We start from the raw sequence: 24,491 nt of genomic DNA on the forward strand, positions 1-24,491 counted from the left end.
CGATGGGCCCGATCGAGACCAGATGCAGCCAGGACACAGCGCCGCTTCGGCCCGATCCGCTGTCGCTCGGGGAGATCATCGAGAATGGTCTTTGCATCGGCTGCGGCCTCTGCCGGTCGATCGCCGGTCCCGGTGACGTCGAGATGGTGACGACGCCGGAAGGGCGCGAGCGGCCGGTGGCGTTGCGGGCGTTGGACAAGCCGACACTGGCGAAGATCAACGCCGTTTGCCCGGGAACCCGCATCGCCGGTCCGCTGCCCGCGCAGATAAGCGAGGCTGCGTTGGCAGACACGGTCTGGGGGCCTGTCGAGCGTATCGTGCTCGGCTCCGCCGGCCATCCCACGGTCCGGTTTGTCGGCTCCGGCGGCGGGACGCTGACGGCGCTCGGGCAATTCCTGCTCACCTCAGGGCGGGTCAAGTTCGTGCTGCATGTCGCGGCCTCGCGCTCGATGCCGATGCGCACGGAACGGAAGCTGAGCTTCGACGCCGCTTCAGTGCTCGAAGGCGCCGGCTCGCGCTATGGGCCCGCGGCGACGCTGGTCGATTTCAACGACATCCTCGATCGCGGCGAGCCGTTCGCGCTGATCGCCAAGCCCTGCGACATCACCGCCGTGCGCAACCTGGCGCGGCTCGATCCCCGCGTCGACGAGCACATGCGCTACGCGCTCGCCTTCGTCTGCGGCGGCGCCTCGGACCTGACCAAGTCGGAGCAGGTGCTGCAGCGTTTCGGATTGAGCGAGGATGAGCTCGCGCTCTTCCGCTACCGGGGGCACGGCAACCCAGGCCTCAACCGGATCGAAACCAAGGTCGGCCGCTCCTTCGAGATCAGCTATCGGCAGCTCTGGGAGGACGAGGACAAATGGATGATCCAGCCGCGCTGCAAGATTTGTCCCGACGCGATCGGCCAGGTCGCGGATATCGCGGTGTCGGATGCCTGGCTGAACGGCGGACCGGCGTTCGAGGATGAACCGCTCAACGGCATCATAGTTCGCACGAAGCGCGGGCTGGAGCTGTTCGATGCGGCCGTCGAGGCTGGCGCGCTGCAGATCAAGCGGGAGAGCGACATTGCCGAGATCAGCGAGTTGCAGTCGCACCAGGTGCGCAAGCGGCGCGCGGTTTGGGCGCGGCTGAAAGGCATGGCAATCGCCGGCAAGCCGGTGCCTTTGGTCACCGATCTCGCATTGCGGGATTGCGCCTTGCAGAACTCGCCGGCCGACAATCTGGCCGAAGGGCGAGGCGCTCGCGATCGCGCGCGGCGCGGCCGGCTGGGCGAGCCGCCTGCCGTGCCGCGCGGACCAGTTTTGGGGGATCCATGAACGAACAAACCGACGTGATCATCATCGGTGGTGGCATGGCCGGCGCGGGTGCGGCCTTCGAGATTTCGCGCGACAGGAAGGTTGTGCTGCTCGAGCGTGAGAGCCATTGCGGCTACCACACCACGGGACGGTCGGCGGCGAGCTTCACCGAGAATTACGGCAATGGCGTCATCCGTCGCATCGTGCTCGCCAGCCGCGCATTCCTGACCGAGGCGCCGACAGGTTTTTGCGATTATCCACTGCTCAGCAAGCGTGGCATGATCACCGTGGCGCGTGCCGACCAGCTCGACCTGTTGCACGAGGATCTGGCGGCGGCGCAGGCGCTGGTGCCCTCGATCGTCGCGATGACGCCGGACGAGGCGATCGCGCGCGTGCCGGTGCTGCGCCGGGATTATCTCGCCGGCGCGTATATCGAACCGCATTCGATGGATATCGACGTCAACGGCCTGCACCAAGGGTTTCTGCGCGGTGCCCGGGCGCATGGCGCACGCATCGTGACCAAGGCCGGCGTGAGAGGCATCGGCAGGCAGGGCGGCCAATGGCGGGTCGAGACGGAAGCGGGCACATTCCTTGCGCCGCTGATCGTCAATGCCGCCGGCGCCTGGGGCGACGAGATCGCGCTGATGGCGGGCGTGCGCCCGGTCGGCCTGCTGCCGAAACGCCGCACCGCCTTCAACATCCCGGCGCCGGCCGGTCTCGACATCAGCGACTGGCCGCTGGTCAACGATGTCGGCGCGGAGTTCTATTTCAAGCCGGATGCCGGGCAGTTGTTCGTCTCACCGGCCGACGCCACGCCGTCGGCGCCGATGGACGCCTTTGCGGAAGACATCGATGTCGCGATCGGCGCCGAGCGCCTCGAACGGGCGACCACAATCGAGGTGCAGCGCGTGTCGCGCTCCTGGGCGGGTTTGCGGACCTTCGTCGCCGACGGCTCGCCGGTGGTCGGGCCAGATGACGAGTTTGCGGATTTCGTCTGGCTGGTCGCACAGGGCGGCTACGGCATCAAGACGTCGCCGGCGCTGTCGCGCGTTTGCGCCAGCCTGATCGCCGGACGCGGCCTGCCGGACGATGTCGCGAGGCAAGGCGTGTCGCTGGACGATCTCACACCGCACCGGCTACGCAACGTCTCGCCCGAAACCAGCAAGGTTGCGTCATGAACAGCGCCGTCCTGACGGCTGGAGGCGAACTGGCCGGGCGCATCCTGGATGCGCTCGCTGACGCGACGACCGATGCGCCAGGCATTACACGGGTCGCCTATGGACCCGGCGAGCTGTTCGCCCATGATCTCGTGCGCAATGAGGGGGAAAAGGTCGGCGCCATCGCTCGCACCGATGCCGCCGGCAATCTCTATCTGACGCTGAAAGGCCGTGACCCGGATTTGCCGGCGATCGTCATCGGCTCGCATCTCGACAGCGTGGCGCATGGCGGCAATTTCGATGGGGCCGCAGGCGTCGTGGCCGGGCTGGCCGTGATGGCGGAACTGGTGGCTCAGGGCGTCCGACTGCCGCGCGATCTCATCGTGCTGGCGACTCGCGCCGAGGAAGCGGTCTGGTTTCCGCTCTCCTACCCCGGCAGCCAGGCGGCGCTCGGCCTGCTGGATCCCCAGGCGCTCGAAGCCCGGCGATCCGATAGCGGCCGTACTCTGGCCGAGCACATGCGCGAGGAAGGGTTCGACCCCGATGCCGTGCGGCGCGGCGTGCCAGGCATCGATGCCGGCCGGATCGCGACCTTCATCGAAGTGCATATCGAGCAGGGACCGCGCCTTGTCGCCGCCGGTGCGCCGGTCGGCATCGTCACCGGGATTGCCGGCGGGTTCCGCTATGTCGATGCGAAGTGCCTTGGCGCTTATGCTCATTCCGGCGCCGAGCCGCGCTTTGCCCGGCATGACGCCGTGCTCGGCTTTGCCGATCTTGTCGCGGGCCTCGAGGCGGAATGGGACACGCTCGAGCGCGAAGGGCATGAGGCAACAATCACCTTCGGCCGCGTGCAGTCCGATCCCACGCAGCACGGCGGCAGCCGGGTTCTCGGAGAGCTCAGTTTCACGCTTGACGTGCGCAGCGCCGAGGCGGCCGTTCTTGAGCGGGTTGAGGCGCGGCTTCGGACCATTCTTGCGGAAGTTGGCGCCAAGCGCGGCGTGACCTTCGAGACAGGCCCGCGCTTCACCTGGGAACCGGCGACGATGTCACCGGCGCTGATCGCGAAGCTCGATAGCGCTGCGACCGAATTGCAGATGCGCGCACCGCATGTGCCGAGCGGAGCCGGGCACGACGCAGTGACGTTCGCCGGTGCCGGCATTCCGACAGCGATGCTCTTCGTGCGCAACGAGAACGGCAGCCACAACCCGCATGAAGCGATGGAGGTCGCCGATCTCGATCAGGCGATCCGACTGCTTCTGCGTTTCGTGACCGACTTCGACAACCCGCTGGAACAACCATGAACCTCGCCAAGACCGCTTTGCTCGTGATCGACCTGCAGAACGAATACCGTCCCGGCGCCGCATGGCCGGTCGTCGGCTATGACGCGGTGCTCGCCAACACCGCCGCGCTGATCGGAGCCGTCCGGGCGGCGGGTGTGTCCGTCATCCACGCGCAGGCCTGGGTGAAGCCGGAGGAACGCGACGGCTATGCGCGGCAGGAGGAGGTCCTGACGGAGGAGTTGCGCTCGGCCGTGGCCGACAGCGAGGGCGCCGAAATCTGCGCCGAGGTGGCGGCGCTGCCGGGCGACATCGTCATCCACAAGCACTGGCCGAGCGCCTTTCGCCGCACCGATCTCTCGCAACAGCTCGCCGCGCTCGGCATCGAGAACCTGGTGGTCGCCGGCGTGCTGACCGACAGCTGCGTGACCGCAAGCGTGTTCGACGCGGTCTATCAGGGGTTTCGCGTCTGGCTGGTCAAGGAGGCCTGCGGCAGCATGACGGAGGCCATGCATCGCACCGGCATGCTCGACATGGCGAACCGGCTCTATGGCGGTGGTATCCTACGGCAGCCCGAGGCGCTGAAGGCACTTGCCGGGCAGCCTTTCGAGGGCTGGCGCTGCACGCGGCCGGTGGAGTTCGCCTACACGCTGGAGACGGTCGATAGGATTTACGAGGCGCTGTGATCGGCGCCGCAGCCGCATGCGCCTCTGACGGTCGGCTTTGAAGCCGATGGTTTCAGAACCAAACCCGGCAGCGCGCCAGTCGCCCTGCCGCCGCGCCACACCGAGACGCCGTTGACGAAGACATGTTCGATGCCGGCGGCGGGCCGGCGCGGCTCCTCGAAGGTGGCGGTGTCGATGATCGTCTCGGGATCGAAGATGACGAGGTCGGCGAAATTGCCTTCGGCCAGCAGCCCGCGCCGCGCGATGCCGAATTCCTTCGCGGGCAGGCCGGTCATGCGGAACACGGCCTCCTCGAGGCTGAGCAGACCGACGTCGCGCGCGTAGTGCCCGAGCACGCGCGGAAAGGTGCCCCACAGGCGCGGATGCGGGTGGATGTCGTGCGGCAAGCCGTCCGAGCCGATCATGGTGCGCGGATGGGCGATGATGTTGCGGACATCGTCCTCGTCAAGCTGGAAATAGACCGCGCCGGCCGGCAGCAGGCGCTCGCCCGCCTCGCGCTCGGTGCAGTTCCATTCGCGCGCGATGTCGGCAATCTCGCGCCTGGCCATCTCCGGATGCGGATCGGACCAGGTGATGAGTATCTTCAGGCCCGTGTCGCAGCGCTCCAGCCGCAGCACCGTCGAGCTCGCGGCATAGGGGTAGACATCCATGCCGATGTCCATCGTCTCGCGCGCCCGATCGATGCGCTCGAGCGACGGCCGGCTCTTGCCGAAATTGGCGCGGCCGGTGCACTGGTGATGCGAGATGAACAGCTTGCCGCCGGCATGCTCGGCGATGTCGATCGCTTCTTCGATCGCCTCGTCCATCATCTCGAAATAGTTGCGCTTGTGGGTGACATAGGGACCGCCGAGCTGCGCAGCGGTTGTCGCCAAAGCCTTGACCTCGTCGGTCGAAGACTTGACGGCCGGCGGATAGTCGAGCCCGGTGCTGAGGCCGAACGCGCCTTCGGCCATTGCCTCGGCGACGGCTTCCTGCATCGCCGCCGTTTCCGCTTCATTGGCCGGACGATCGGTCACCGGCATGCAGCGCTGGCGCAAGGTGGTGTGGCCGACCAGCAGGGCCGCGTTGGTGGCAATGCCGCGGCGCTTCAGCTCGGCGACATAGTCGGCAAAACGGTCGAAGCGGAAATTCTCGCGGCCGCCGACCAGCGTGAAGGGCGGCGGCGGGGCCCTGTCGAGCAGCAGCGGGGCAAGGCTGACACCGCAATTGCCGGCAATGACAGTGGTCACACCCTGGCTGATCTTCGGGTCCATGCCGCGCGGGGCTAGCAGCGCGCCGTCGTCATGGGTGTGCACGTCGATGAAGCCCGGCGCGACCACCTTGCCCTTGGCGTCGATTTCCTCGATGCCCTCCGCGTCGTCCAGCCGGCCGATCGCCGCGATCCGGTCTCTCGTGACAGCGATGTCGGCTTGGAAGGATTTCGAGCCGTCGCCGGCGATCAGCGTCGCGTGGCGGATGACGAGATCGTAAGGCATTGGGTGGAGTTCCTAGGTTTCCGGATTGGCGGCGATCTCTTCACGGCGTCGCGCGACATAGGCGTCGAGCTCCTCGCGGATCGCGGGGTCCATCACCGGTTCCTCATAGTCGTGCAGCGCCTGCTGCCAGAGATCGGTCGCGCGCTCCAGCGCGTCCTTGCCGCCGGCTTCCTGCCAGGCGCCGTAATTCTGCCAGTTGGAAAGCATCGGCTGGTAGAAGGCGGTGGTGTAGCGCGACATGGTGTGCTCGGCGCCGAAGAAATGGCCGCCGGCCGGAACCGACTTGATCGCTTCGAAGCCGAGGTCGTCTTCCTGGAACGGTAAGGGCCGCAGGAACTCCATCATGTTCTGCAGGATCTCGACGTCGAGCACGAGCTTCTCGTAGGACGCGGTCAGGCCACCCTCCAGCCAGCCGGCCGCGTGGTAGATCAAATTGGCGCCGCCGAGCACCGCGCCCCAGGTCGCCATCTCGGTCTCGTAGGCCGCCTGCAGGTCGACGACGTTGGAGGCATTCGCGTTGGAGGTGCGGTAGGGGAGGTTGTAGCGGCGCGCCAATTGCCCGGCGATGATGTTGGCCTTGGCGTTCTCCGGCGTGCCGAAGGCGGGCGCGCCCGACTTCATGTCCACATTGGAGGTGAAGGCGCCATACATTACCGGCGTGCCGGGATTGACGAGCTGCGTCAGTGTCACGCCGAACAGCGCCTCGGCGTTCTGCTGGCAAAGTGCTGCGGCGAGCGTCACCGGCGTCATCGCGCCCATCAGCGTGAACGGCGTGACGGTCACCGGCTGGCCATGCTCGGCCATGGCGATCAGGCCTTCCGCCATCGCGTCGTCGAACAGGCGCGGCGAGTTGATCGAGATGATCGTGGTCACGCCCGGCGAAGCGCGCATCTCCTCGACCGAGACGCCGCGCGCGATCGCCATCATGTTGATGCCGTCCATCGCCCTGGCGCGGCCGATCGCCGTGCAATGGAAGGAGAGGTCGCTCAGCGTCAGATTGGCATGGTAGGTGTCGAGATGGCGCGAATTGGCCGGCAATTCGATTGGCGCCACCACCTGGTTGCCGATGATGTGGATGGCGTTGAAGTGGTGCGCCAGCCGGATGAAGTTCTGGTAGTCGGGCAGGTTGCCAGGCCTGCGGCCGTTGATGCGGTCATGCACGTTGGGCGGACCGGCGACCAGGCCGAAGACCAGCGAATTGCCGCCGAACTCAACCTGCTTGCCTGGATTGCGGCTGGTCAGCGTGAAGGAGGAGGGAACGTTGCGCAGGGCGTCGGCGACGATGCTCTCGTCGATGCGGATGGTGTTGCTCTCGCGGTCGACGATGGCGCCGGCCTTGGCGAACAGGTCCATCACCTTCTCGCTCATGACGCGGATGCCGAGCTCCGACAGGATGCGCATCGACGTCTTGTGCAACTGGTCCATGCGCTCCTCGTCGAGGAGCTGCATCGGCGGGTAGGGGTTTTTCACGCTCTGCCACGGCAGTTGCGCGATGCCGCCGCCGCTGCGTCCGAGCTTCGATCGGCGACCGCCGCCGCGCCTGTCCTGTGACATCGGACTACTCCTTCCCGATCCTCTTTTTTCGCAATTCCGGACGGAAAACCGCTCACACTTTTCCTGGAATTGCTTTCAATAGCCGCGTTCCGGATTGACCACATTCTCCAGCGGCTCGCCTTTGCGGTAGCGCGCCAGGTTGTCGGCGAACATGCGCACCGACTTGATGTCCCAGCCGTCATAGACCGCCGCGCAATGCGGAGTGACGGCGACGTTGTCGTAGGCCCAGAGTGGGTGCTCTGCCGGCAGCGGCTCGGTCGCGAAGACGTCGAGGGCCGCGCCCTTGATCCGCCCGTTGTCGAGCGCGCGCAGCAATGCGGCTTCGTCGACGACGCCGCCGCGCGAAATGTCGATGAGCACGGCGGACGGCTTCATGGCCGCGAAGGCGGCTTCGCCAAGCAGGCCGCGCGTGCTGGGCAGCAGCGGCACGCAGCAGACGATGAAATCGGCGCGGCCAATCAATGCCGGCAGCGCGTCGGGACCATGCACTTCGTCGAGCGAGGGCATTGGTTTCGGTCGCGCGCGGATGCCCAGCGTGCGCATGCCCACCGCCTGTGCGCGGCGTGCGACGGCCTCACCGGTCTTGCCGAGGCCGACAATGAGGACCGTCTTGCCCTCGATCGGCTCGACGCGGCCGCCGCCCCATTGGCGGGCCTGCTGGCGACGCTCGAAGCCGCGCAGGTCGAGCGAGAAGGACAACATGGCGCCGAGCGCATATTCGGCCAGCATGCCGGCGGCGACACCGGCCGAATTCGTCACCGTCACATGCGCGGGATCCCAGCGACCGAGATGGTCGGTACCGGAGCCGCCAATCGATATCCATTTCACCGTGGGGCTCTCGACAAGGGCCTGGCGCGGATAGCGCGGCGTGCCGTCGAAACGGATCGAATAGACCACTTCGGCGTTGGTGCGCTCGATCAGCGCGGGAAGGCCGGCATAGGTGTCGCAGGCATGGACATCGAGATCGGGATGCGTCTCGGCGAGCACGGCAAGCGCGCCCGCCGGCTTGTCGGTGTGCAGGATGATTGTTGGGCGCGCCGACATCGCTATCTCAATCGCGGCCGATATGGTCGGCGGCGCCGCCGAGGGTGGCAAGCAAAGCCTGGCCGTTTTCCAGCGTCGCATTCTCATGCGGGGCGCGCAGGTTCAGCCAGCGCCGGTCGCCGGACTTGACCGCAAGCACCGCCTTCATCGCCGGGATCAGCCCGGCATCCTGGATCACCTTCCGAAACGCCTTGATGGCGGCATCCGCCTCGGCGACGTCCTCGCCCTTGCGGGCCGCGTCATAGAGGCGGCGGATGGCGGCGGCGTTCAGATTGACCGTGGCCGAAATGCAGCCGGCCGCGCCGCTCGCCAGACCCTTGGTGAGCTGTGCCTCCGAGCTCGGAAAGACTGAGATACCAGGCGCGGCGGCGATGATGGCGGCCGTGTTGTTCCAGTCGCCGGCGCTGTCCTTGTAGGCGACGACCGTGTCCGGAAATTCCTTGCTCAGCCTCGCCGTCAGCGCCGGGCTGACCGGCACGCCGGAATTCTGCGGGATGTGATAGAGGATCACGCGCATCGAAGGTTTTGCCACCTTCTCGATCAGCTCGCTATAATAGCGTGCCTGACCGTTGTCGCCGGCGCCGGTGTAGAAGAAGGACGGCAGCACCATGACCGCGGCACAGCCGAGGCCGACGGCATGGGCCGACAGTTCGACCGTTTCGGGCAGCGCGGTGACGCCGGTGCCGGGCATCAGCTGGTCCGGCGCGATGCCGGCCTCGACCAGCCACTCCAGCGCCTGCATGCGTTCGCGCAAGGACACCGACAGCGCTTCGCCGGTCGTGCCGAAGGGCGAGAGGAAATGCGCGCCTTGGCCGAGCACCCATTTGGCGTGAGATATCCAGAGATCGCGCGCGATGCGGCCGTCGTCTTCGAACGGCGTCAGGATGGGAGCGATTGTTCCTTGCGGGCGGGTCATGAAAGTCCTCTGTGCTGGTCTGTGTGGCCGGCCACCGCCGCGACGGCGCGGGCGAAGTAGGCCGAAGCGGTGACGTCGAAGAGTATGTCGAAACCTGTCGGCGAACGGAACGTCACGGCCTCGACATGGCCGACGCGGGTCTGGGCGATGTCGTCGGCGCCGAATTTTGAGGGTCTCAGATCCAGCGCGCAAAGCCCGCTCATCGCTTCGGCGAGGCGAGGGCCGGAGAGGCGCATCCATGCCCAGCCTTCCTCGCGCCATGACGAGTAACCTTTTGGCGCCGTCGCCGCATGCCAGGCGGCTTTGACCTGGACGAGCGTCTCGCCGGCGTCCTCGGCGAGTAGCAGGATGTCCTCGTTGCCGAGGCGAAGGACCCGCATGCCGCGATGCTCGCCCATGCGGTTGACGGCCGGCAGCGGAATGCCTTGCGCGGCAAGCCAGGCTGCGCTGCCGCCGCCTTTCAGGCCGAAGCGCGGCTTGTCTGTAAGATCGCTCAACGCGACCGCGCCGGAAACCAGCTTCGCGCCGTCGGCCGCGCCGCCGGGCATGAAGGGGTAGACGCGAGTCGCGGTGCCGGCGGCCATCTAGATCTCCTGCCGCGTGTTGGTCGGGTCGAAGAAGGTGTGGGCGACGACCGTGGCCTCCACCAACTCGCCGTTGCGGCACTTCACCGTCACGCGGCTGCCTTCCGCCTGGTCGTCGACATGGACATAGGCGAGCGCGATGTGGCGCCCAAGCGACGGCGAATATCCGACTGATGTGATCTGGCCGACGGGCGTGCCGCCGCGCAACACCAGGCAGCTTTCGCCAGGGATGCTGCGGGCGCCTTCGGGGAACTGCAAGCCGACCAGCCTGCGGGTCTGGCCGAGCCTTGCGCGCATCTCGATCGAGCGCTTGCCGACGAAGAACGGCTTCTTCTTCGAGACCGCCCAGCCGAAGCCCAGTTCGTCCGGGGTGGTGATCGCATCCGTGTCCTGGCCGATCAGGATGTGGCCTTTCTCCAGGCGCAATATGCGCGACGCCTCCAGCCCGTAGGGCCGCAAGCCATGCGGCTTGCCGGCGGCCATCACTGCATCCCAGAGGCTGGGCGCCAGGCTCGAGGGGCAATGCAATTCATAGCTCAGCTCGCCCGTGAAGCCGATGCGCATCACCCGCACCGGCACGCCGGCGACGGTGCCGTCGCGGCCGCTCAGATAGGGGAAGGCGTCACGGCTGAAATCGATGTCGCTGTCTAGCGCTTCGAGCACCTGGCGCGCCTTGGGTCCGGTTACGTTCAAGCCGCAGAAAGCGCCGGTCAGGTTGAGCACGTCGACCTTCAGGCGCCACTCGGCATTCCAGAACAGCATGTCGGCATAGACGCGCGCGACGGCGCCGGTGGTCGCCGTGACATAGAACTGGTCCTCATCCATCCGGTAGGCGACGCCATCGTCGATCACCGAGCCCATCTCGTTGAGCATCAGGCAGTAGCGGACACGGCCCACTGGCTGGTTGGCATGCGCCATCGTGTAGAGCCGGTCGAGAAATTCACCGGCGTCCGGGCCGCGGATCTCCAGCTTGCCGAGCGTCGAGACGTCGAGCAGGCCGACGCCTTCGCGCACGGCCAGGATTTCCTCTCGGACGGCTTCCTCAGCGCTGCTGGCGTCGCCGTAATAGTAGGGCCGCCACCATGCGCCGACTGGCTTCATCGCAGCCTTCAGCGCGACGTGCCGCGCATGCAGCGCGGTGCGGCGCTCCAGCACTTCGTGATGGCCGGCGAGGACGCCGAGCGTTTCCGGTCCGACCGGAGGACGCGCCGTGGTGATGCCAATTTCCCCGACGGTCCGGCCGGTCGCTTCGGCGACGATCCGGGCGGTCGCCAGCGCTGAATGACGTCCCTGGCTCGGACCCATGCCGACAGTGGTGAAGCGTTTGACCAGTTCGATCTCGCGATAGCCGTCCTTGGTCGCGTTCTGCAGATCCTTGACCTGCAGATCCTCGTCGAAGTCGACGAAGTCGCGTCCCTTGGGATCGGCGACGATCGGTTGAACATAGCGTGGCCGGGCGACTTTTGGGCTGGCTGCCGGAGGCTCATCGGCAACCGCGTGGCCGAGTCTCGAGAGCGCGGTTGCCGCCGCACGCCGGCCGCTGGCGATTGCGTCCTCGATCTCGTCCGTTCCGGCAACGGCGCCGGCGAGATGGACAGAGCCCTGCGGAAGCGTGATCGTCATCGTTTGCGTACTGGCGTCGTAGCCGACCTTGCCGCCGGCTTGGCACGGCAATTGCCATGCCGGCGCGCTGCCGATCGAAACGGCGAGCAGGTCGCAGGCGATCCAGCCTCCGCCGACACGGACGCGGGCGAGATGACGATTTCCGGCCGTGCCGTCCGCCGCCTCGACGGTCGCGCCTTTGCGGATGGCGACGCCCTTGCCGCGGAGCTCGGCTTCCAACGGACCGGCCTTATCAGCGGATCGCGGGTCAATCAGCTCGACGACCGACACGCCTGCGTCCAGCAAGTCGAGCGCCTTCCGGTAGCCGTCGTCATTGGCGGCCAGCACCACCGCACTCTGGCCGGGTCGCACGCCATAGTGCCGGATCAGCCGCTGGGCGGCGCCGCCGAGCATGATTCCGGGCAGGTCGTTGTTGCGGAAAACGGCTGGCTGCTCGATGGCGCCTGTCGCGAGGATCACCTCGCGGGCGCGGGTGCGATGAAGCCGATTGCCCTGGATCAGCGGCAGCCAATTGTCCTCGTACCAGCCATTGCAGACGGTGCCGGTCAGCAGCTTGAGATTGGGCAACGCCTCGAGCCGCGAAGCCAGGCCGGAGAGTAGCGCTGGATCGTAGCGGCCATAGCTCAGCGCGCCGCCGATCTCGGGGTTCTCGTCGCACAGCACCACATCGGCGCCGGCCTCGGCGGCGGCGATCGCGGCGCTCAGTCCCGCCGGGCCGGCGCCGGCGACGAGCACGTCGCAATGCAGATGCGTCATGTCGAAATGCCGATGCGGAGCCTTGGTGTCGACCACGCCCAGGCCTGCCTTGCGGCGGATGATCGGCTCCCAGAATTGCAGCCAGCTGTCGCGGCGCGGACCCATGAAGGTGCGATAGTAGAAGCCGACCGGCAGGAAGCGGCCGAACCGGTCCATGATGGCGTCGCGGTCGCGCTCGAGCGAGCCGTTGACGTTCTGGGCGCTGACCCGCAGCCCTTCGCTGATCGGCGTGCGTTCGGCGGCGGCGTTCGGTTCGGACGGCAATTGCACCAGCGCGTTGGCGTCGGCCCCGGTCATCGACAGGATGCCGCGCGGGCGGTGATACTTGAACGAGCGCGACAGCACCCATTGGCCGGACGCGGCAAGCGCGCTGGCGATGCTGTCGCCCTCATAGCCTTCGAAGGGCTTGCCCTCGAAGGTGAAGCGGATGCAGCGGCTTCGGTCGATGCGGCTTCCGAAAGGGGCGGGCAGCCGGTTCATGCGCGGTCCCGCAGTTCGGATGCGTCGAAGGTGCGGAGGATCTCGTTGCTCACGAGATCGCGCTCGGCCAGGAAGAAATAGTTGCTTGGCACGTGCCGCCACCACTCGACCACGACGCCTTTGCGGTTCTCTGCGCGGAACAGGTGCCGCGACCAGTCCCTGTCGGCGGTTGCGTTCGGATCGGGCCGCGCGCGCACCGGTCCGAAGGACTGGAACTCGTCGATGTTGCGCGGACCGTTCATGGGGCAGGTGAGCAGTTTCATGGATCAATGGCTCGCGGCGGTCGCGCCCATTTCATTGAGCAGTTGGAACGTTTCGAACCGCTCCAATGCAAATGGTTTCAGGATGTCGGGCACACGGCCGTCGGCGATGGTCTGCGCCATGCGCTTTCCCGCGACGGGCGTCGCCTTGAAGCCCCAGGTGCCCCAGCCGCAGTCGAGCCAGAGATTGGCGAGCGGGCTGGCACCCATGATCGGGCTGTAGTCCGGCGTCATGTCGGTGATGCCGGCCCATTGCCTCAGCAGCCGAACGCCCTGCAGGAAGGGGAAAAGGTGGACGGCGCCTTCGGCGAGATGCTCCTTCATGTCGAGCGTCGAGCGCGTCGAATAGAGCTGGTAGGGATCGGAGCCGCCGCCGATGACCACCTCGCCGCGCGAGGACTGCACGAGATAGGTGTGCAGCGAGACCGACGAGACCAGCGTGTTGAGCCACGGTTTCAACGGCTGGGTCACCATCGCCTGCAGCGGATAGCAGCGGATGGGAAGCTCGACGCCGGCCATCAGCGCCACGTCGTAATTCATGCCGCCGGTGGCGATCAGCACCTGGCCGCAGGCGACGCGGCCCCGGTTCGTGTTGACCGCTTGGACTCGGTCGCCGACGACCTCGAAGCCTTGCACCTCGGTGCGCTGGTGAATCTCGACGCCGCGCCGCGACGCCTGGGCGGCGTAGCCCCAGGCGACGGCGTCGTGGCGCGCCGTTCCGCCATCGGCATGCCAGAGGCCGCCAAGGATTTCGAGCGGGCCGCCATAATCCATGTTCAGCAGCGGGCAGAGCTCCTCGACGCCCTTCTGGTCGACGACCTCGGTGCGCGTGCCCATGTGCTTGCCCATCTCGGCGCGCAAATGGAAGCTGCGCATCGTCGCCTCTGTATGCGCGAGCGTCAGCTGGCCGCGCTGCGAGAACATGACGTTGAAGTCGAGTTCTTGCGACAAGCGTTCGAACAGCTCGACGCCCTCCTTGTAGAAGGCGATGCCTTCCGGCGTGATGTAGTTGGAGCGGATCGTGGTGGTGTTGCGCGCAGTGTTGCCGCCGGCGAGGTAACCCTTCTCCAGCACCGCGACGCTCTTGATGCCGTGATATTTGGCAAGATGATGCGCGCAGGATAGGCCATGCCCGCCGCCGCCGATGATGACGACGTCATAGGCCGGCTTCAGCTCGGGCGTGGCGGGGATGTCGCCGCTGACCGGATAGTCCCTGCTGAGACCGTATTTCAGGAGCCTGAGGGGCATTGCGGGCTCAGCTCGAAGCCGTGGGAGGATCGTAGAGCAGCGCCGAGAGATCGGAGAAGCGGCTGTCACGGTCGTCGAGCGAAAGCACCGCGTCACGGATCGCCGCGGCGCGGTCGGAGCCGAGCACGGGTGCCGCGAACTCCATGTATTTGGCCTCGACCTCCTGCTTGGTCATCGGCGCTTCCGGGCCGCCGCGCGCATGCACGTCGCCCGACATCAATACGCGTCCATCGTTGGTCGTGATGACGACGTCGGCCCAGCGGCCGACCGGGAAGCGGGCGCTATGCCGTTCGGTTTCGACCACCGTGACGCGGGTGAGCATGTCGGCGACCGCGGCGTCGGCGAGCCCGGCGCCCGAAATATGCTCCAACTCGATGCGCCGATGGATGATGAAGGTCGCGACGGCGAAGCGCAGGCTGTACTGCGCCTTCGAGGTCGTGTCCGGCATGCCGTCAAACAGGGTGGCGGCGTAGTGGAAGCTGTTGACCTGGACATGGGCGATGTCGGAGGGGGCAAGATTGTGCGCCAGGCAAAGTCCGCGCACCGCGTCGATCGCCGCATGAGCCCAGCGGCAGATCGGGTAGGGCTTCACATATTGATGCAGCGACTGCCAGAAGACGCCGAGATCCTGCCAATGCGTCGCGACCTCCGGCGCCTCGACGGTGACCGCCGGCGCGCCGGTGAAGCCGCGTTCGGCGAGCACCGCCGCCGATAGGCCGATAAGGGCACCCGGGCCGGAGCCGTCATGCAGCATGGTGGGGGTGGCGATCTCACGCATCATCTGGCTGCGAGGGCCGTGATACTCGGCAATGCCCAGCGCTTCGCGCAATTGCGTTTCGTCGAGCCGCCGCAGCCGTGCCGCGATCGCCGCCACGCCCAAGGCGTTCCAGGCGCCGGAGGTATGATAGTCGCTCACTGTCGCATGCAAGGCGATGCCGGCCCGGCCGGCGACTTCGTAGCCGATGACCAGGGAGGCCAGCGCCTCCGGCCCGGTGAGGTCAGGCCTTGCTTCCGCGAGCGCTGCAAGCGCCGGCACCACCGCGACGCCGATATGGCCCTTGGTGGGGCTGTAGCCGTCGTGGCCGTCGAGATTGTCGGTCTGCGTGGCGACGGCGTAAGCCGCGCCCGCAATGCTGGCGCGCCGCCCGTCGAACAGCATGCGGGCCGAATAGTGCGGATCGCTCGAACCGTAGAGCAGCACGGCCGCATCACGGGCGATGCGGCCCGCATCCATCGGCCCGGCGGCGATGGCGATGCCCAGCGTGTCGAGCAGGAGATAACGCGCCTGTTCCAGCACCGGCTGGGGAAAGACGGAGGCAGGACGCCGCAGCACGAAATCGGCAAGCCGCGTGAACGTATCGGAACTGACGACAGGCCCCTCACGCCGGTATGACGGCACAGCCACGCGCTTATCTCCCCTGTCTCTCCACAACATCATTAAATTGGGTTCATCGCGCAGGCACGCGATTAGTTTGGCGGCTTTGGCCAAAAATATCGATGCCATGTCGCTTGTCTACGATTGAACGTCCGGTCGCCCATGCGATAGCTATGCGAATGCGCCGCAGGAGACCGGGATGAAGCCGCCACCCCCCTTGAACTATATCCGCTCGTTCGAGAGCTCGGCCCGCCATTTGAGCTTCACCACGGCAGCGAAGGAACTGGGCTACACGCAAGCCGCGGTCAGCACACATGTGCGGGCGCTCGAACATTATATCGGCCGGCAGCTCTTCATCCGCTATCCGCGCAGCCTGAAGCTGACCGAGATGGGGGAGGCGTTCCTGCCGACACTGCGCCAGGCGCTCGACCAGATCGACCAGGCGACCGAAGCGATCGTCGCTTCCTCGCGAAACAAGACCGTGGTCGTCTCCTGTCCGATGAGCCTTGCGGAAAACTGGCTGGCGGGCTGCATGGCCGCCTTCCGCAAGAAGCATCCCGAGATCGAGATCGTGCTGCACGGCACGATCTGGGAGGATATCGGTGAGCAGATCGCCGACATCACCATCTCGACGCGGCGTTTCGACGACCGGCCGCCCGCCGCCATTCCGCTCTGGAACGACGAGCTGGTCTTGCTCTGTGCTCCCAGCCTGCTCGAGGGCGAGCATGCGCTGAAGACACCGCAGGACATGCTCAAGGTTGACTGGATCTTCGTGCATGGCCGCCAGGAATACTGGCAGGTGGTGACCGAGGCGCTCGGGGTCGATCTGGAAGAGCACGACAAGGGCCTGTCGACCAACGCCTCCAACATCGCGCTCGAGCTCGCCGCCATGGGCGCCGGCCTCGTCGCCACGCAACGCTCGCTGTCGCACGCCTATATGGATCGCGGGCTGCTCGTCGAGCCGTTTCCCGTGCGGCCGCCAAGCCCCTGGAATTACTATCTGACCGAGAGCCAGCTTTCGAAGGGAAACATCGCGCGCACCGTCAAGGAATGGATCCTTTCCAGGGCCAGGGAAGACGCCGCGCGACCTTAGCACCCGTTTCAGCCTCAAAAATTTGACCGGCCAATGGCATCGTTTTTTTAGGCCTCAAAGGCCGGGTTTCTGCGGTTTGTGAAGGATCGAGCCCTTCCGGGATTTTTGCATCGCCCCTAACATGCATGCCGCAAGGGGAATGCAACGGGCAAAAAGCCCTAAACCGGAGAACAACGATGACGATGTTCAAGAGCAACGGTGACCGCGTCCCGGCGGTCATCGAAAGCTACGCAGCCGAAGTCAAAAAGGGTGGGATGGACCGCCGCGAATTCCTGGCCATGGCAAGCGTGATGGGCGCTTCCACGGCGCTCGCCTATTCGATGGCAGGGATCGAGCCGGCCAAGGCCGCTGCACCCTTGCCCGGCAAGAAGGGCGGCATCCTGAAGATGCAGATGATCATCAAGGATATGAAGGATCCGCGCAGCTGGGACTGGTCCGAAATCGCCAATGTCATGCGCCAGTGCAACGACTACATGATCCGCTACACCACCGACTTCACCTTCGAGGGCCATCTGGTCGAGAGCTGGGAGGTGAGCGACGACGCCACCGAATACACGCTGCACCTGCGCAAGGGGGTGAAATGGTCGAACGGCGACGACTTCAACGCCGACGACATCGTCTACAACATCACGCGTTGGTGCGATAAGGCGGCCGAAGGCAATTCGATGGCCGGCCGCATGAGCTCACTGATCGATCCCGCCACCAAGAAGGCCGCCGCCGGCGCCATCACCAAGGTCGACGACCATACGGTGAAGCTGAAATGCAACCAGTCGGACGTCACCATCATCCCGGGTTTTTCCGACTATCCGGCGGTCATCGTCCATCGCGACTTCGACAAGAACGGCGCCGACATGCTGAAGACGCCCGGCACCGGCCCCTATGAGCTGATCTCCTACAAGGTCGGCGAGTCTGCCTCCGTGCGGCGGCGCAAGGACTTCACCTGGTTCGGCGGCGAGCCCTATCTCGACGGCGTCGACTGGACCGACTACGGATCGGACGCCTCGAACCCCGCCATCGGCAGCGCCTTCGAAGCCGGCGAGATCGACTGCAACTACCAGACGGTCGGCGGCACGGTCGATCTCTATGACAGCATGGGCCTGGTCAAGGAGCAGGTGGTCACCGCCGGCACGATCGTGCTGCGCACCAACGTGACCAACAAGCCTTACGACGACAAACGCGTGCGCAATGCCATTCAGCTCGCGGTCGACAACGAGACGGTGCTGAAGCTCGGCTATAGCGGCTTGGGGCAAGTCGCTGAAAACCATCATGTCTGCCAGATCCATCCGGAATATTACGCGCTGCCGAAAGTTCCGCGCGACCTGGCAAAGGCCAAGGCGCTGATGGTCGAGGCTGGCCAGACGGACCACGAGTTCGAGCTGATCTCCTACGATGCCGACTATGTGAAGGACCCCGCCGACGTCGTCGCCGCGCAGATGCGCGAGGCCGGATTCAAGGTCAAGCGCACCATCATCCCGGGCTCTTCGTTCTGGAACGACTGGACGAAATATCCGTGGTCGACCACCGACTGGGGCATGCGACCGCTGGGCGTCCAGGTGCTGGCGATCGCCTATCGCAGCGGCGAGGCGTGGAACGAGTCCGGCTACGCCAATCCTGAGTTCGACAAGAAGCTCAACGAGGCGATGGCCGTCGCCGATCCGGCCAAGCGCAAGGAGCTGATGAAGGAGGTGGAGTTCATCCTGCAGGACTCCGGCATTCTGGTCCAGGCGTTCTGGCGCTCGCTCTACCGCCATCTTGCCCCTTACGTGAAGAACCTCGGCATGCACCAGACCTTCGAGCTGCAGCTGGACAAGGTCTGGCTGGACAAGGCCTGAACCCGGCAGATCAAGGCAATGGTCAGGGGCGCAATTTTGCGCCCCTGAATTCACCGGCGACTGGGATTGATCAGTCAGCTAGATGAAATCCCAAAGCGCTGCCAAAGAGCGCGAGACAAGTCGCAGAACACAGGGAAGAAAGCTCAAGAATGCGCACTCATGCACAAGCCGTCGTCATTGGCGGCGGTCTGATCGGCTGCTCGATCCTCTATCATCTCGCCAAGTTCGGCTGGACGGATGTCGTGCTTTTGGAGCGCAGCGAGCTGACTTCAGGTTCGACCTGGCACGCGGCGGCCAACATCCACGGCCTGCATGATTCCACCAATATCAGCCGCCTGCAGCATTACACGATGGCGCTCTACAAGGAGCTGGAGGCCGAGACCGGCCAGGGCTGCGGCATCTTCCAGCCGGGCTCGCTCTATCTCGCACAGACCGAGGCGCGCGAGCATCAGCTGAGACTCCAGGAAGCCAAGGCGCGACGCTACAAGATGAATTTTTACGAGGTCGGCCGCGACGAGGCGGAGCGGCTGCATCCGCTGGTCGATTTCGACGGCATACGCTGCATCATGTACGAGCCGGAGGGCGGCAATGTCGACCCGTCGGGTGTTACGGCCGCCTACGCCGCCGGCGCGCGGCAGCGCGGCGCGGAGATCCATCGCTTCACGCCGGTGACAGCGACCGAGGCGCAGGCTGACGGCAGCTGGATCGTGCGCACGCCGAAGGGCGATATCCGCACGCAGTGGGTGGTCAACGCCGCTGGACTGTGGGGCAGGGAGGTCGCCGCCATGGCCGGCCTGCAGCTGCCGCTGATCCCGACCGAGCACCAGTATTTCGTCACCGAGACCATTCCCGAAATCGCCTCGATGGGCCGGCGCCTGCCGTCGGTCGCCGACCGCGACGGCGAATATTACCTGCGGCAGGAAGGGCTTGGGCTGCTGATCGGCGCCTATGAGCGCAACATGAAATTCTGGGCCGAGGAAGGCACCCCGCTGGATTTCGGCCACGAGCTGTTCCCCGACGATCTCGACCGTATCGAGGAAAACATGATGCGCGCCGTTCAGCGTGTTCCCGCGGCCGCCACCGCCGGCGTCAAGAAGGTGATCAACGGTCCGATGATCTGGTCGCCGGACAGCGCGGTGCTGTTCGGGCCGGTGCCGGAGCTCAGCAATTATTTCTGCTGCAACGGCATCATTCCCGGCTTCTCGCAGTCGGGCGGCATGGGCAAGCTCGCCGCCGAATGGATGATCGAGGGGGAGCCTTCACTCGACATGTTCGGCTGGGACATGGCCCGTTTCGGCCATTGGGCCGGCAAGGCCTTCACCAAGGCGCGCGTGCAGGACCAGTACAGCCACCGCTTCAAGATCCATTTCCCGAACGAGGAGCGCGCCGCTGGCCGCCCGGTGCGGACGCGGCCGGCCTATGACATGCAGAAGGAGATGGGCGCCGTGTTCGGCCTCAATTTCGGCTGGGAACATCCGTTGTGGTTCGCTGCGGCAGGCGAGCCGCGCGAGGAAACGGTCGGCTTCACGCGGCAGAACTGGTGGGGGCCGGTCGGCCGCGAAGCTCGTATGCTGCGCGAGCATGCCGGCATCATCGACATCTCCAATTTCGCCAAATACGAAGTGAATGGTCCGGGCGCCGAAGCCTGGCTGAACGCGCTCTTCGCCAACCGCATGCCGACCAAGGTCGGCAACTCCTGCCTGACGCCGCTGATCGGCAAGCGCGGCGGCATCGCCGGCGACTTCACCGTGACCAGGCTGGCGGAGGACGAGTTCATGGTGATCGGCTCAGGCATGGCCGAGCGTTTTCATCGGCGCTTCTTCAAATCGGTGCCGCTGCCGGAAGGCACGACCTTTCGCTCGCGCACCGAGGAACTGGGCGGGTTCAACGTCGCCGGGCCGAAATCACGCGAACTGCTGCAGCGGCTCACCAATGACGACCTGTCGAACGAAGCCTTCCCCTTCATGCGCTCGCGCCAGATCACTGTCGCCGGCGTCGATGTCGTGGCGCTCAGGGTCTCCTTCACCGGCGATCTCGGCTGGGAACTGCACTGCAAAGCCGCCGACCAGGTCGAGCTCTACCGCGCGTTGCTAAAGGCGGGCGCGGAGGTCGGCGCCGGGCCGGTCGGCTCGCGGGCGCTGATGTCGCTGCGCGTCGAGAAGGGCTACGGCAGCTGGAGCCGCGAGTATTCGCCGGAATACTGGCCGCAGGAGGTCAAGCTCGACCGCCTGATCAAGACGGACAAGGAATTCCTCAACCGCGACGCCTATCTCGCCGTCGCCGAGAAGCCGGCGCGCGACGAGCTGATCATGCTTTCGGTGTCGGCCATGGATGCCGACGCCACCGGCGGCGAGCCGATCTTCCTGCCGGACGGCACGCCGATCGGCCAGGTGTCGTCGGGCGCCTATGGCTATTTCGTCGAGCAGTCGCTGGCGATGGGCTACGTCAAGGCGGGAACCGCAAAGGCCGGCGACAAGGTGACCGTCGCCATCCTCGGGCGACCGCATGATGCGGTGCTGCTCGCGCATCCGCCCTTCGATCCGGAAGGCAAGCGGCTGCGGTCGTAAGCCGCGAACGCTTGGCGACTGGGAATACGCGACATTTGAAGAGGACTTCAAGCAACTAAAAATAAAGGGGAATCGCATGATCAAACGGCATTTGCTGGGCACGATGCTTGCCCTGGTGCTGACGACTGCCGCACAGGCGGCCGACGTCAAGGTGGTCAACGACGACGCGTGGTTCGCCGAAGGTCCGATCTGGTATCAGGACAAGCTTTTCTACGTCGAATACGGTCGCGGCTCCGTGGACGTGTGGGACGGCAAGAAGAACGATATCTTCTGGAAGATGGATGGCTGCGGGCCTTCGGCCGTGCTGCCGACGACGACCGGCGAATTCCTCGTCACCTGCTACGACAACAACACGATCGGCCGTATCTCGGCCGACGGCAAGACGCTGCCGGCCTATGACAAGGATACGGATGGCAAGCCGTTCAGCGGGCCGAACGATTTCGCGCCCGACAAGGATGGCGGCGTCTATTTCACCGGATCCGGCAAGGGCGGCCCGCTGATCGACGCTTCAGCTTATTACATCGGCAAGGATGGCAGCGTGAAGAAGGTCGCCGGCGACCTGCACAATGCCAACGGCCTCGTCCTATCGAATGACGGCAAGATCCTCTATCTGGTCGAGACCGAGGACAACCGGATCATCGAGTTCGATGTTTCGTCCGACCACAGCCTGAGCAATCGCCGCGTCTTCCTGCGGCTCGACGATCTCTTCCCGAACCAGCCGCATATCTGGCCCGACGGGATCAAGATGGACAAGCAAGGCGAGATGTATATCGGCCAGAGCCCGCGCTCGCTCGACGCGCCTGGCAAGATCATCGTCGTCGACAAGGACGCCAAGCTTTTGCGCACGCTTTCGGTGCCGTCGCCTTCCATGCCGAACTTCACCTTCGGGCCGGACGAGAAAATGCTTTACGTGATGGCGCTCGACCAGATCGACGCCGCGCCTTGGCACGGCAAGGTCTATGAGGTGCCGAACAAGTAGGGGCTTCGCCTACGGGCGGCGCTGGCTGGCCCCGCCGGCTAATCGACTGCCGATAGCTGGCTCAGCCGCCGAAGCGGCTCAGCCAGTGGCGGGCGAGGTCGGAGCGGCGGCAGACCCAGATGTCTGGGTTGGCAGTGATCTTGTCGAGGAAGCGTTCCAACCCGATCATGCGGCCCGGCCGGGCCGCCAGCCGGCAATGCAGCGACACCGTCATCATGCGCGGGGTCTTTTGGCTTTCCTTGAGCAGCCAGTCGATGCCGTCGCTTACATAGTCGAAGAACTGGCTTCCCGTCTCCAGGCCTGAGCCGCGCGAAAAGCGGCTGTCATTGTTGTCGAAGCTGTGCGGCACGACCAGATGCCGTTTGCCGCCGACATCGACGAAATAGGGCAGGTCGTCATTGTAGTCGTCGCAGTCGAACAGGAGGCCGCCATGCTCGACCACCAGCCTTCTGGTGTTGAGGCTTGGCCGGCCGGTGTACCAGCCCGTCGGATCGACGCCGGTGATCTCGCGGACTGCATCCACCGTCATGGCGATGTGCTGGCGCTCTTCCTCTTCGCTGAGCGGCGCGTAGTCGATCCAGCGCCAGCCATGGCAGACGATGTCGCTGCCGAGCGCAGCGATCGCCTTGCCCGCGGCCGGGTTTAGCTCCAGCGCGCGCCCGACGACATAGAAGGTGGGAACAACACCCTTGTCCTGAAACAACGAGATCAGCCGCCAGACGCCGACGCGCGAGCCGTATTCATAGAGCGATTCCATGTTGCGGTTGCGCAAGCCGGGTACGGCCGGCGACACGGCAAGATCGGACAGGATCGTCTCGGAAACGCCGTCGCCTTCGCCGATCGAGTATTCCGCGCCTTCCTCGTAATTGACGACGATGTTGAGCGCCAGTTTTGCGCCGCCGGGCCATTCAGCCTGCGGAGGCTGCTCGCCATAGCCGATGAAATCGCGGGCGGGCAGATACGGCATGTCGGACGTCACGTCTTGAAATCCCCTCGGATAAAAACCCTTACCAGCATTGCCGACCGCGCAGGGCGGTGAGCGCGCGCAGCGTGCGATCCATGACGTCCTGCGGCCCGATCGTGATGCGCAGGCAATCGGTGAGGCCGTAACCGGCGAGACCCCGCACGAAGATGTCGGCGCCACGTAGGGCGTTGTCGGCTGCCGCCGCTGCCGCCGTGTCGGCAAAGCGCACCAGGACGAAATTCGTCCGGCTTTCCGAGACCTCGTAGCCGGCGGCGCGCAAGCCTTGCGCGAAGCGGTCGCGAATGTCCGATGTGCGCGCCACCGTCGCGCGCATATGGGCCTGGTCCTCGACGGCCGCGACGGCCATGGCAAGGCTGACCGTCGAGACCTGGTTGGAATTTTGCATCTTGCGCACTTCGGCGGCGATCTGGGGCGCGAACAGGCCCCAGCCGATGCGCGCTCCGGCGAGACCGTATGCCTTGGACAGACTGCGCAGCACGACCGTGTCGCCGCGCCCGGCCAACGCAAAAACGGCTTGCGGATCCTGGTCGTCGAATTCGCCGTAGGCCTGATCGATCATCAGGAGAACGTCGCCGGGCAGCGCCGCGCGCAGGCGCAGCAGCTCGGCGTTCTTGATGCGCGTGCCGGTGGGGTTGCCCGGATTGCAGACGAAGATGATGCGCGTCGCAGGCGACACCGCCGCCAGGATCGCGTCGATCGACACCTCGTAGCCGCGCTCCGCGGCCTTGACGTAGGTCGCCCCGACACGGGCTGCCGCCGAGGCGGCAAAATTATAGGCATAGTCCGTGCCCAGCACGGCCGCGCCGGGACCGGCGAAGGCCGCGATAGTGCAGGCGATCAGCTCCATCGAGCCGGCGCCGCACAGGACAAGGTCGCGCTCGACGCCATACGCCGTGGCGATCGTATCGCGCAGCAAGGTCCAGTCCGGATCCGGATAAAGGTGGCTGCGCGCCACGGCGTCGCGGCCTGCTTCGATTGCGCTTGGGCTGGGTGGGAAAGCGCTCTCGTTCTGCGCCAGCGTCGGCCGGTCGTAGCCGCCGAAATTCGCCAGCGCGAAAGCGGACATGGCCTCGATATGGGCGGTGGCTTTCAAAGGCACGGCATGGTCCGGCTATCGGCTTGTCGGCAAGGTGTTGCACAACGAGGCTAAGGCAGGCCGATCAAGCCGCAAAGCAAAATTCGCCGGCACAATGGCTATGGGATTTTGGCCCATGCGGGTGAGGGTAGAGGCGGTGGCGCATGCCCTCTCGTCGTTAGCCGGACCAGCCGGCTTTCCTGCGATTGGGTTTTCGTGATTGTCATCAA

General features: G+C 65.7%; 19 protein-coding genes. 8 read left to right on the plus strand and 11 right to left on the minus strand.

The window, feature by feature from the left end:
* Positions 1–2 precede the first annotated feature (2 nt).
* From EN862_RS07520 to EN862_RS07535, 4 genes are read left to right on the plus strand one after another with little or no spacing between them, the layout of a single operon-like run.
* Positions 3–1,316, plus strand: a complete 1,314-nt coding sequence (locus EN862_RS07520) for a Coenzyme F420 hydrogenase/dehydrogenase, beta subunit C-terminal domain (RefSeq protein WP_127863499.1) — start codon at positions 3–5, stop codon at positions 1,314–1,316.
* Positions 1,313–2,473: an FAD-binding oxidoreductase gene (locus tag EN862_RS07525; RefSeq protein ID WP_127863500.1), complete on the plus strand. Its 1,161-nt coding sequence runs from the start codon at positions 1,313–1,315 to the stop codon at positions 2,471–2,473. The genes EN862_RS07520 and EN862_RS07525 overlap by 4 nt, the downstream gene beginning before the upstream one ends.
* Positions 2,470–3,753 carry a Zn-dependent hydrolase gene (locus EN862_RS07530; protein ID WP_127863501.1) on the plus strand — a complete coding sequence of 428 codons (1,284 nt, stop codon included), beginning with the start codon at positions 2,470–2,472 and terminating at the stop codon, positions 3,751–3,753. Before EN862_RS07525 ends, EN862_RS07530 begins: the two co-directional genes overlap by 4 nt.
* On the plus strand, positions 3,750–4,415 hold the full coding sequence (locus tag EN862_RS07535) for an isochorismatase family cysteine hydrolase (protein ID WP_127863502.1): 666 nt from the start codon (positions 3,750–3,752) through the stop codon (positions 4,413–4,415). Before EN862_RS07530 ends, EN862_RS07535 begins: the two co-directional genes overlap by 4 nt.
* On the opposite strand, the gene EN862_RS07540 is transcribed toward EN862_RS07535, so the two are convergent.
* The 9 genes from EN862_RS07540 to EN862_RS07580 form a co-directional block, all read right to left on the minus strand.
* Positions 4,400–5,890 (minus strand): D-aminoacylase, encoded by a 1,491-nt coding sequence (locus EN862_RS07540; RefSeq protein ID WP_127863503.1) that lies wholly within the window; start codon positions 5,888–5,890, stop codon positions 4,400–4,402. The two genes, EN862_RS07535 and EN862_RS07540, sit on opposite strands and share 16 nt — an antisense overlap.
* 12 nt (positions 5,891–5,902) lie before the next feature.
* Entirely contained in the window at positions 5,903–7,444 is a 1,542-nt protein-coding gene (locus tag EN862_RS07545) for a trimethylamine methyltransferase family protein (RefSeq protein ID WP_127863504.1), read from the minus strand.
* Positions 7,445–7,519: 75 nt separating this feature from the next.
* The gene (locus EN862_RS07550) at positions 7,520–8,488 is read right to left on the minus strand and encodes a D-2-hydroxyacid dehydrogenase (RefSeq protein ID WP_127863505.1); all 969 of its coding nucleotides are present in this window, start codon (positions 8,486–8,488) and stop codon (positions 7,520–7,522) included.
* Between the two features lie 7 nt (positions 8,489–8,495).
* Positions 8,496–9,404, minus strand: a complete 909-nt coding sequence (locus tag EN862_RS07555; RefSeq protein WP_127863506.1) for a dihydrodipicolinate synthase family protein — start codon at positions 9,402–9,404, stop codon at positions 8,496–8,498.
* Positions 9,401–9,988: a hypothetical protein gene (locus tag EN862_RS07560; protein WP_127863507.1), complete on the minus strand. Its 588-nt coding sequence runs from the start codon at positions 9,986–9,988 to the stop codon at positions 9,401–9,403. The genes EN862_RS07555 and EN862_RS07560 overlap by 4 nt, the downstream gene beginning before the upstream one ends.
* Positions 9,989–12,847 (minus strand): 2Fe-2S iron-sulfur cluster-binding protein, encoded by a 2,859-nt coding sequence (locus EN862_RS07565; protein ID WP_127863508.1) that lies wholly within the window; start codon positions 12,845–12,847, stop codon positions 9,989–9,991.
* Complete coding sequence (locus EN862_RS07570) at positions 12,844–13,110, minus strand: sarcosine oxidase subunit delta (protein WP_127863509.1); 267 nt, start codon at positions 13,108–13,110, stop codon at positions 12,844–12,846. The genes EN862_RS07565 and EN862_RS07570 overlap by 4 nt, the downstream gene beginning before the upstream one ends.
* A gap of 3 nt (positions 13,111–13,113) precedes the next feature.
* Positions 13,114–14,355, minus strand: a complete 1,242-nt coding sequence (locus EN862_RS07575; RefSeq protein WP_127863510.1) for an FAD-dependent oxidoreductase — start codon at positions 14,353–14,355, stop codon at positions 13,114–13,116.
* 7 nt (positions 14,356–14,362) lie between these two features.
* Complete coding sequence (locus EN862_RS07580) at positions 14,363–15,760, minus strand: MmgE/PrpD family protein (RefSeq protein ID WP_245519516.1); 1,398 nt, start codon at positions 15,758–15,760, stop codon at positions 14,363–14,365.
* A 169-nt stretch (positions 15,761–15,929) separates the two neighbouring features.
* Between EN862_RS07580 and EN862_RS07585 the strand changes: the two genes are divergently transcribed.
* The 4 genes from EN862_RS07585 to EN862_RS07600 all read left to right on the plus strand — a co-directional run bounded on the left by EN862_RS07585 (position 15,930) and on the right by EN862_RS07600 (position 22,201).
* The gene (locus EN862_RS07585) at positions 15,930–16,823 is read left to right on the plus strand and encodes a LysR substrate-binding domain-containing protein (protein ID WP_127863511.1); all 894 of its coding nucleotides are present in this window, start codon (positions 15,930–15,932) and stop codon (positions 16,821–16,823) included.
* 176 nt (positions 16,824–16,999) lie between these two features.
* Positions 17,000–18,655 carry an ABC transporter substrate-binding protein gene (locus EN862_RS07590; RefSeq protein ID WP_127863512.1) on the plus strand — a complete coding sequence of 552 codons (1,656 nt, stop codon included), beginning with the start codon at positions 17,000–17,002 and terminating at the stop codon, positions 18,653–18,655.
* A gap of 149 nt (positions 18,656–18,804) precedes the next feature.
* Positions 18,805–21,222 (plus strand): FAD-dependent oxidoreductase, encoded by a 2,418-nt coding sequence (locus EN862_RS07595; protein WP_127863513.1) that lies wholly within the window; start codon positions 18,805–18,807, stop codon positions 21,220–21,222.
* 76 nt (positions 21,223–21,298) lie between these two features.
* Positions 21,299–22,201, plus strand: coding sequence for an SMP-30/gluconolactonase/LRE family protein (locus tag EN862_RS07600; RefSeq protein ID WP_189400870.1), 903 nt, complete (start codon positions 21,299–21,301; stop codon positions 22,199–22,201).
* Between the two features lie 61 nt (positions 22,202–22,262).
* Here the strand turns inward: EN862_RS07600 and EN862_RS07605 are convergent, their stop codons facing one another.
* Both EN862_RS07605 and EN862_RS07610 read right to left on the minus strand, forming a co-directional pair.
* On the minus strand, positions 22,263–23,180 hold the full coding sequence (locus EN862_RS07605) for an allantoinase PuuE (protein WP_245519517.1): 918 nt from the start codon (positions 23,178–23,180) through the stop codon (positions 22,263–22,265).
* Between the two features lie 28 nt (positions 23,181–23,208).
* A complete protein-coding gene (locus tag EN862_RS07610; protein ID WP_245519518.1) occupies positions 23,209–24,285 on the minus strand; it encodes a histidinol-phosphate transaminase in 1,077 nt (358 codons plus the stop codon).
* Positions 24,286–24,491: the final 206 nt, after the last annotated feature.

This window comes from Mesorhizobium sp. M2E.F.Ca.ET.219.01.1.1 (genome assembly GCF_004016445.2).
Lineage (GTDB): Bacteria > Pseudomonadota > Alphaproteobacteria > Rhizobiales > Rhizobiaceae > Mesorhizobium.

What these genes read in the sequence shown, in the direction of transcription:
- EN862_RS07520 (WP_127863499.1), top strand. Translation starts at nt 3, where the DNA reads ATGGGCCCGATCGAGACCAGATGCAGCCAGGACACAGCGCCGCTTCGG.
- EN862_RS07535 (WP_127863502.1), top strand. Translation starts at nt 3,750, where the DNA reads ATGAACCTCGCCAAGACCGCTTTGCTCGTGATCGACCTGCAGAACGAA.
- EN862_RS07540 (WP_127863503.1), bottom strand. Translation starts at nt 5,890, where the DNA reads ATGCCTTACGATCTCGTCATCCGCCACGCGACGCTGATCGCCGGCGAC.
- EN862_RS07585 (WP_127863511.1), top strand. Translation starts at nt 15,930, where the DNA reads ATGAAGCCGCCACCCCCCTTGAACTATATCCGCTCGTTCGAGAGCTCG.
- EN862_RS07575 (WP_127863510.1), bottom strand. Translation starts at nt 14,355, where the DNA reads ATGCCCCTCAGGCTCCTGAAATACGGTCTCAGCAGGGACTATCCGGTC.
- EN862_RS07570 (WP_127863509.1), bottom strand. Translation starts at nt 13,110, where the DNA reads ATGAAACTGCTCACCTGCCCCATGAACGGTCCGCGCAACATCGACGAG.
- EN862_RS07600 (WP_189400870.1), top strand. Translation starts at nt 21,299, where the DNA reads ATGATCAAACGGCATTTGCTGGGCACGATGCTTGCCCTGGTGCTGACG.
- EN862_RS07590 (WP_127863512.1), top strand. Translation starts at nt 17,000, where the DNA reads ATGACGATGTTCAAGAGCAACGGTGACCGCGTCCCGGCGGTCATCGAA.
- EN862_RS07565 (WP_127863508.1), bottom strand. Translation starts at nt 12,847, where the DNA reads ATGAACCGGCTGCCCGCCCCTTTCGGAAGCCGCATCGACCGAAGCCGC.
- EN862_RS07525 (WP_127863500.1), top strand. Translation starts at nt 1,313, where the DNA reads ATGAACGAACAAACCGACGTGATCATCATCGGTGGTGGCATGGCCGGC.
- EN862_RS07595 (WP_127863513.1), top strand. Translation starts at nt 18,805, where the DNA reads ATGCGCACTCATGCACAAGCCGTCGTCATTGGCGGCGGTCTGATCGGC.
- EN862_RS07545 (WP_127863504.1), bottom strand. Translation starts at nt 7,444, where the DNA reads ATGTCACAGGACAGGCGCGGCGGCGGTCGCCGATCGAAGCTCGGACGC.
- EN862_RS07530 (WP_127863501.1), top strand. Translation starts at nt 2,470, where the DNA reads ATGAACAGCGCCGTCCTGACGGCTGGAGGCGAACTGGCCGGGCGCATC.
- EN862_RS07560 (WP_127863507.1), bottom strand. Translation starts at nt 9,988, where the DNA reads ATGGCCGCCGGCACCGCGACTCGCGTCTACCCCTTCATGCCCGGCGGC.
- EN862_RS07555 (WP_127863506.1), bottom strand. Translation starts at nt 9,404, where the DNA reads ATGACCCGCCCGCAAGGAACAATCGCTCCCATCCTGACGCCGTTCGAA.
- EN862_RS07550 (WP_127863505.1), bottom strand. Translation starts at nt 8,488, where the DNA reads ATGTCGGCGCGCCCAACAATCATCCTGCACACCGACAAGCCGGCGGGC.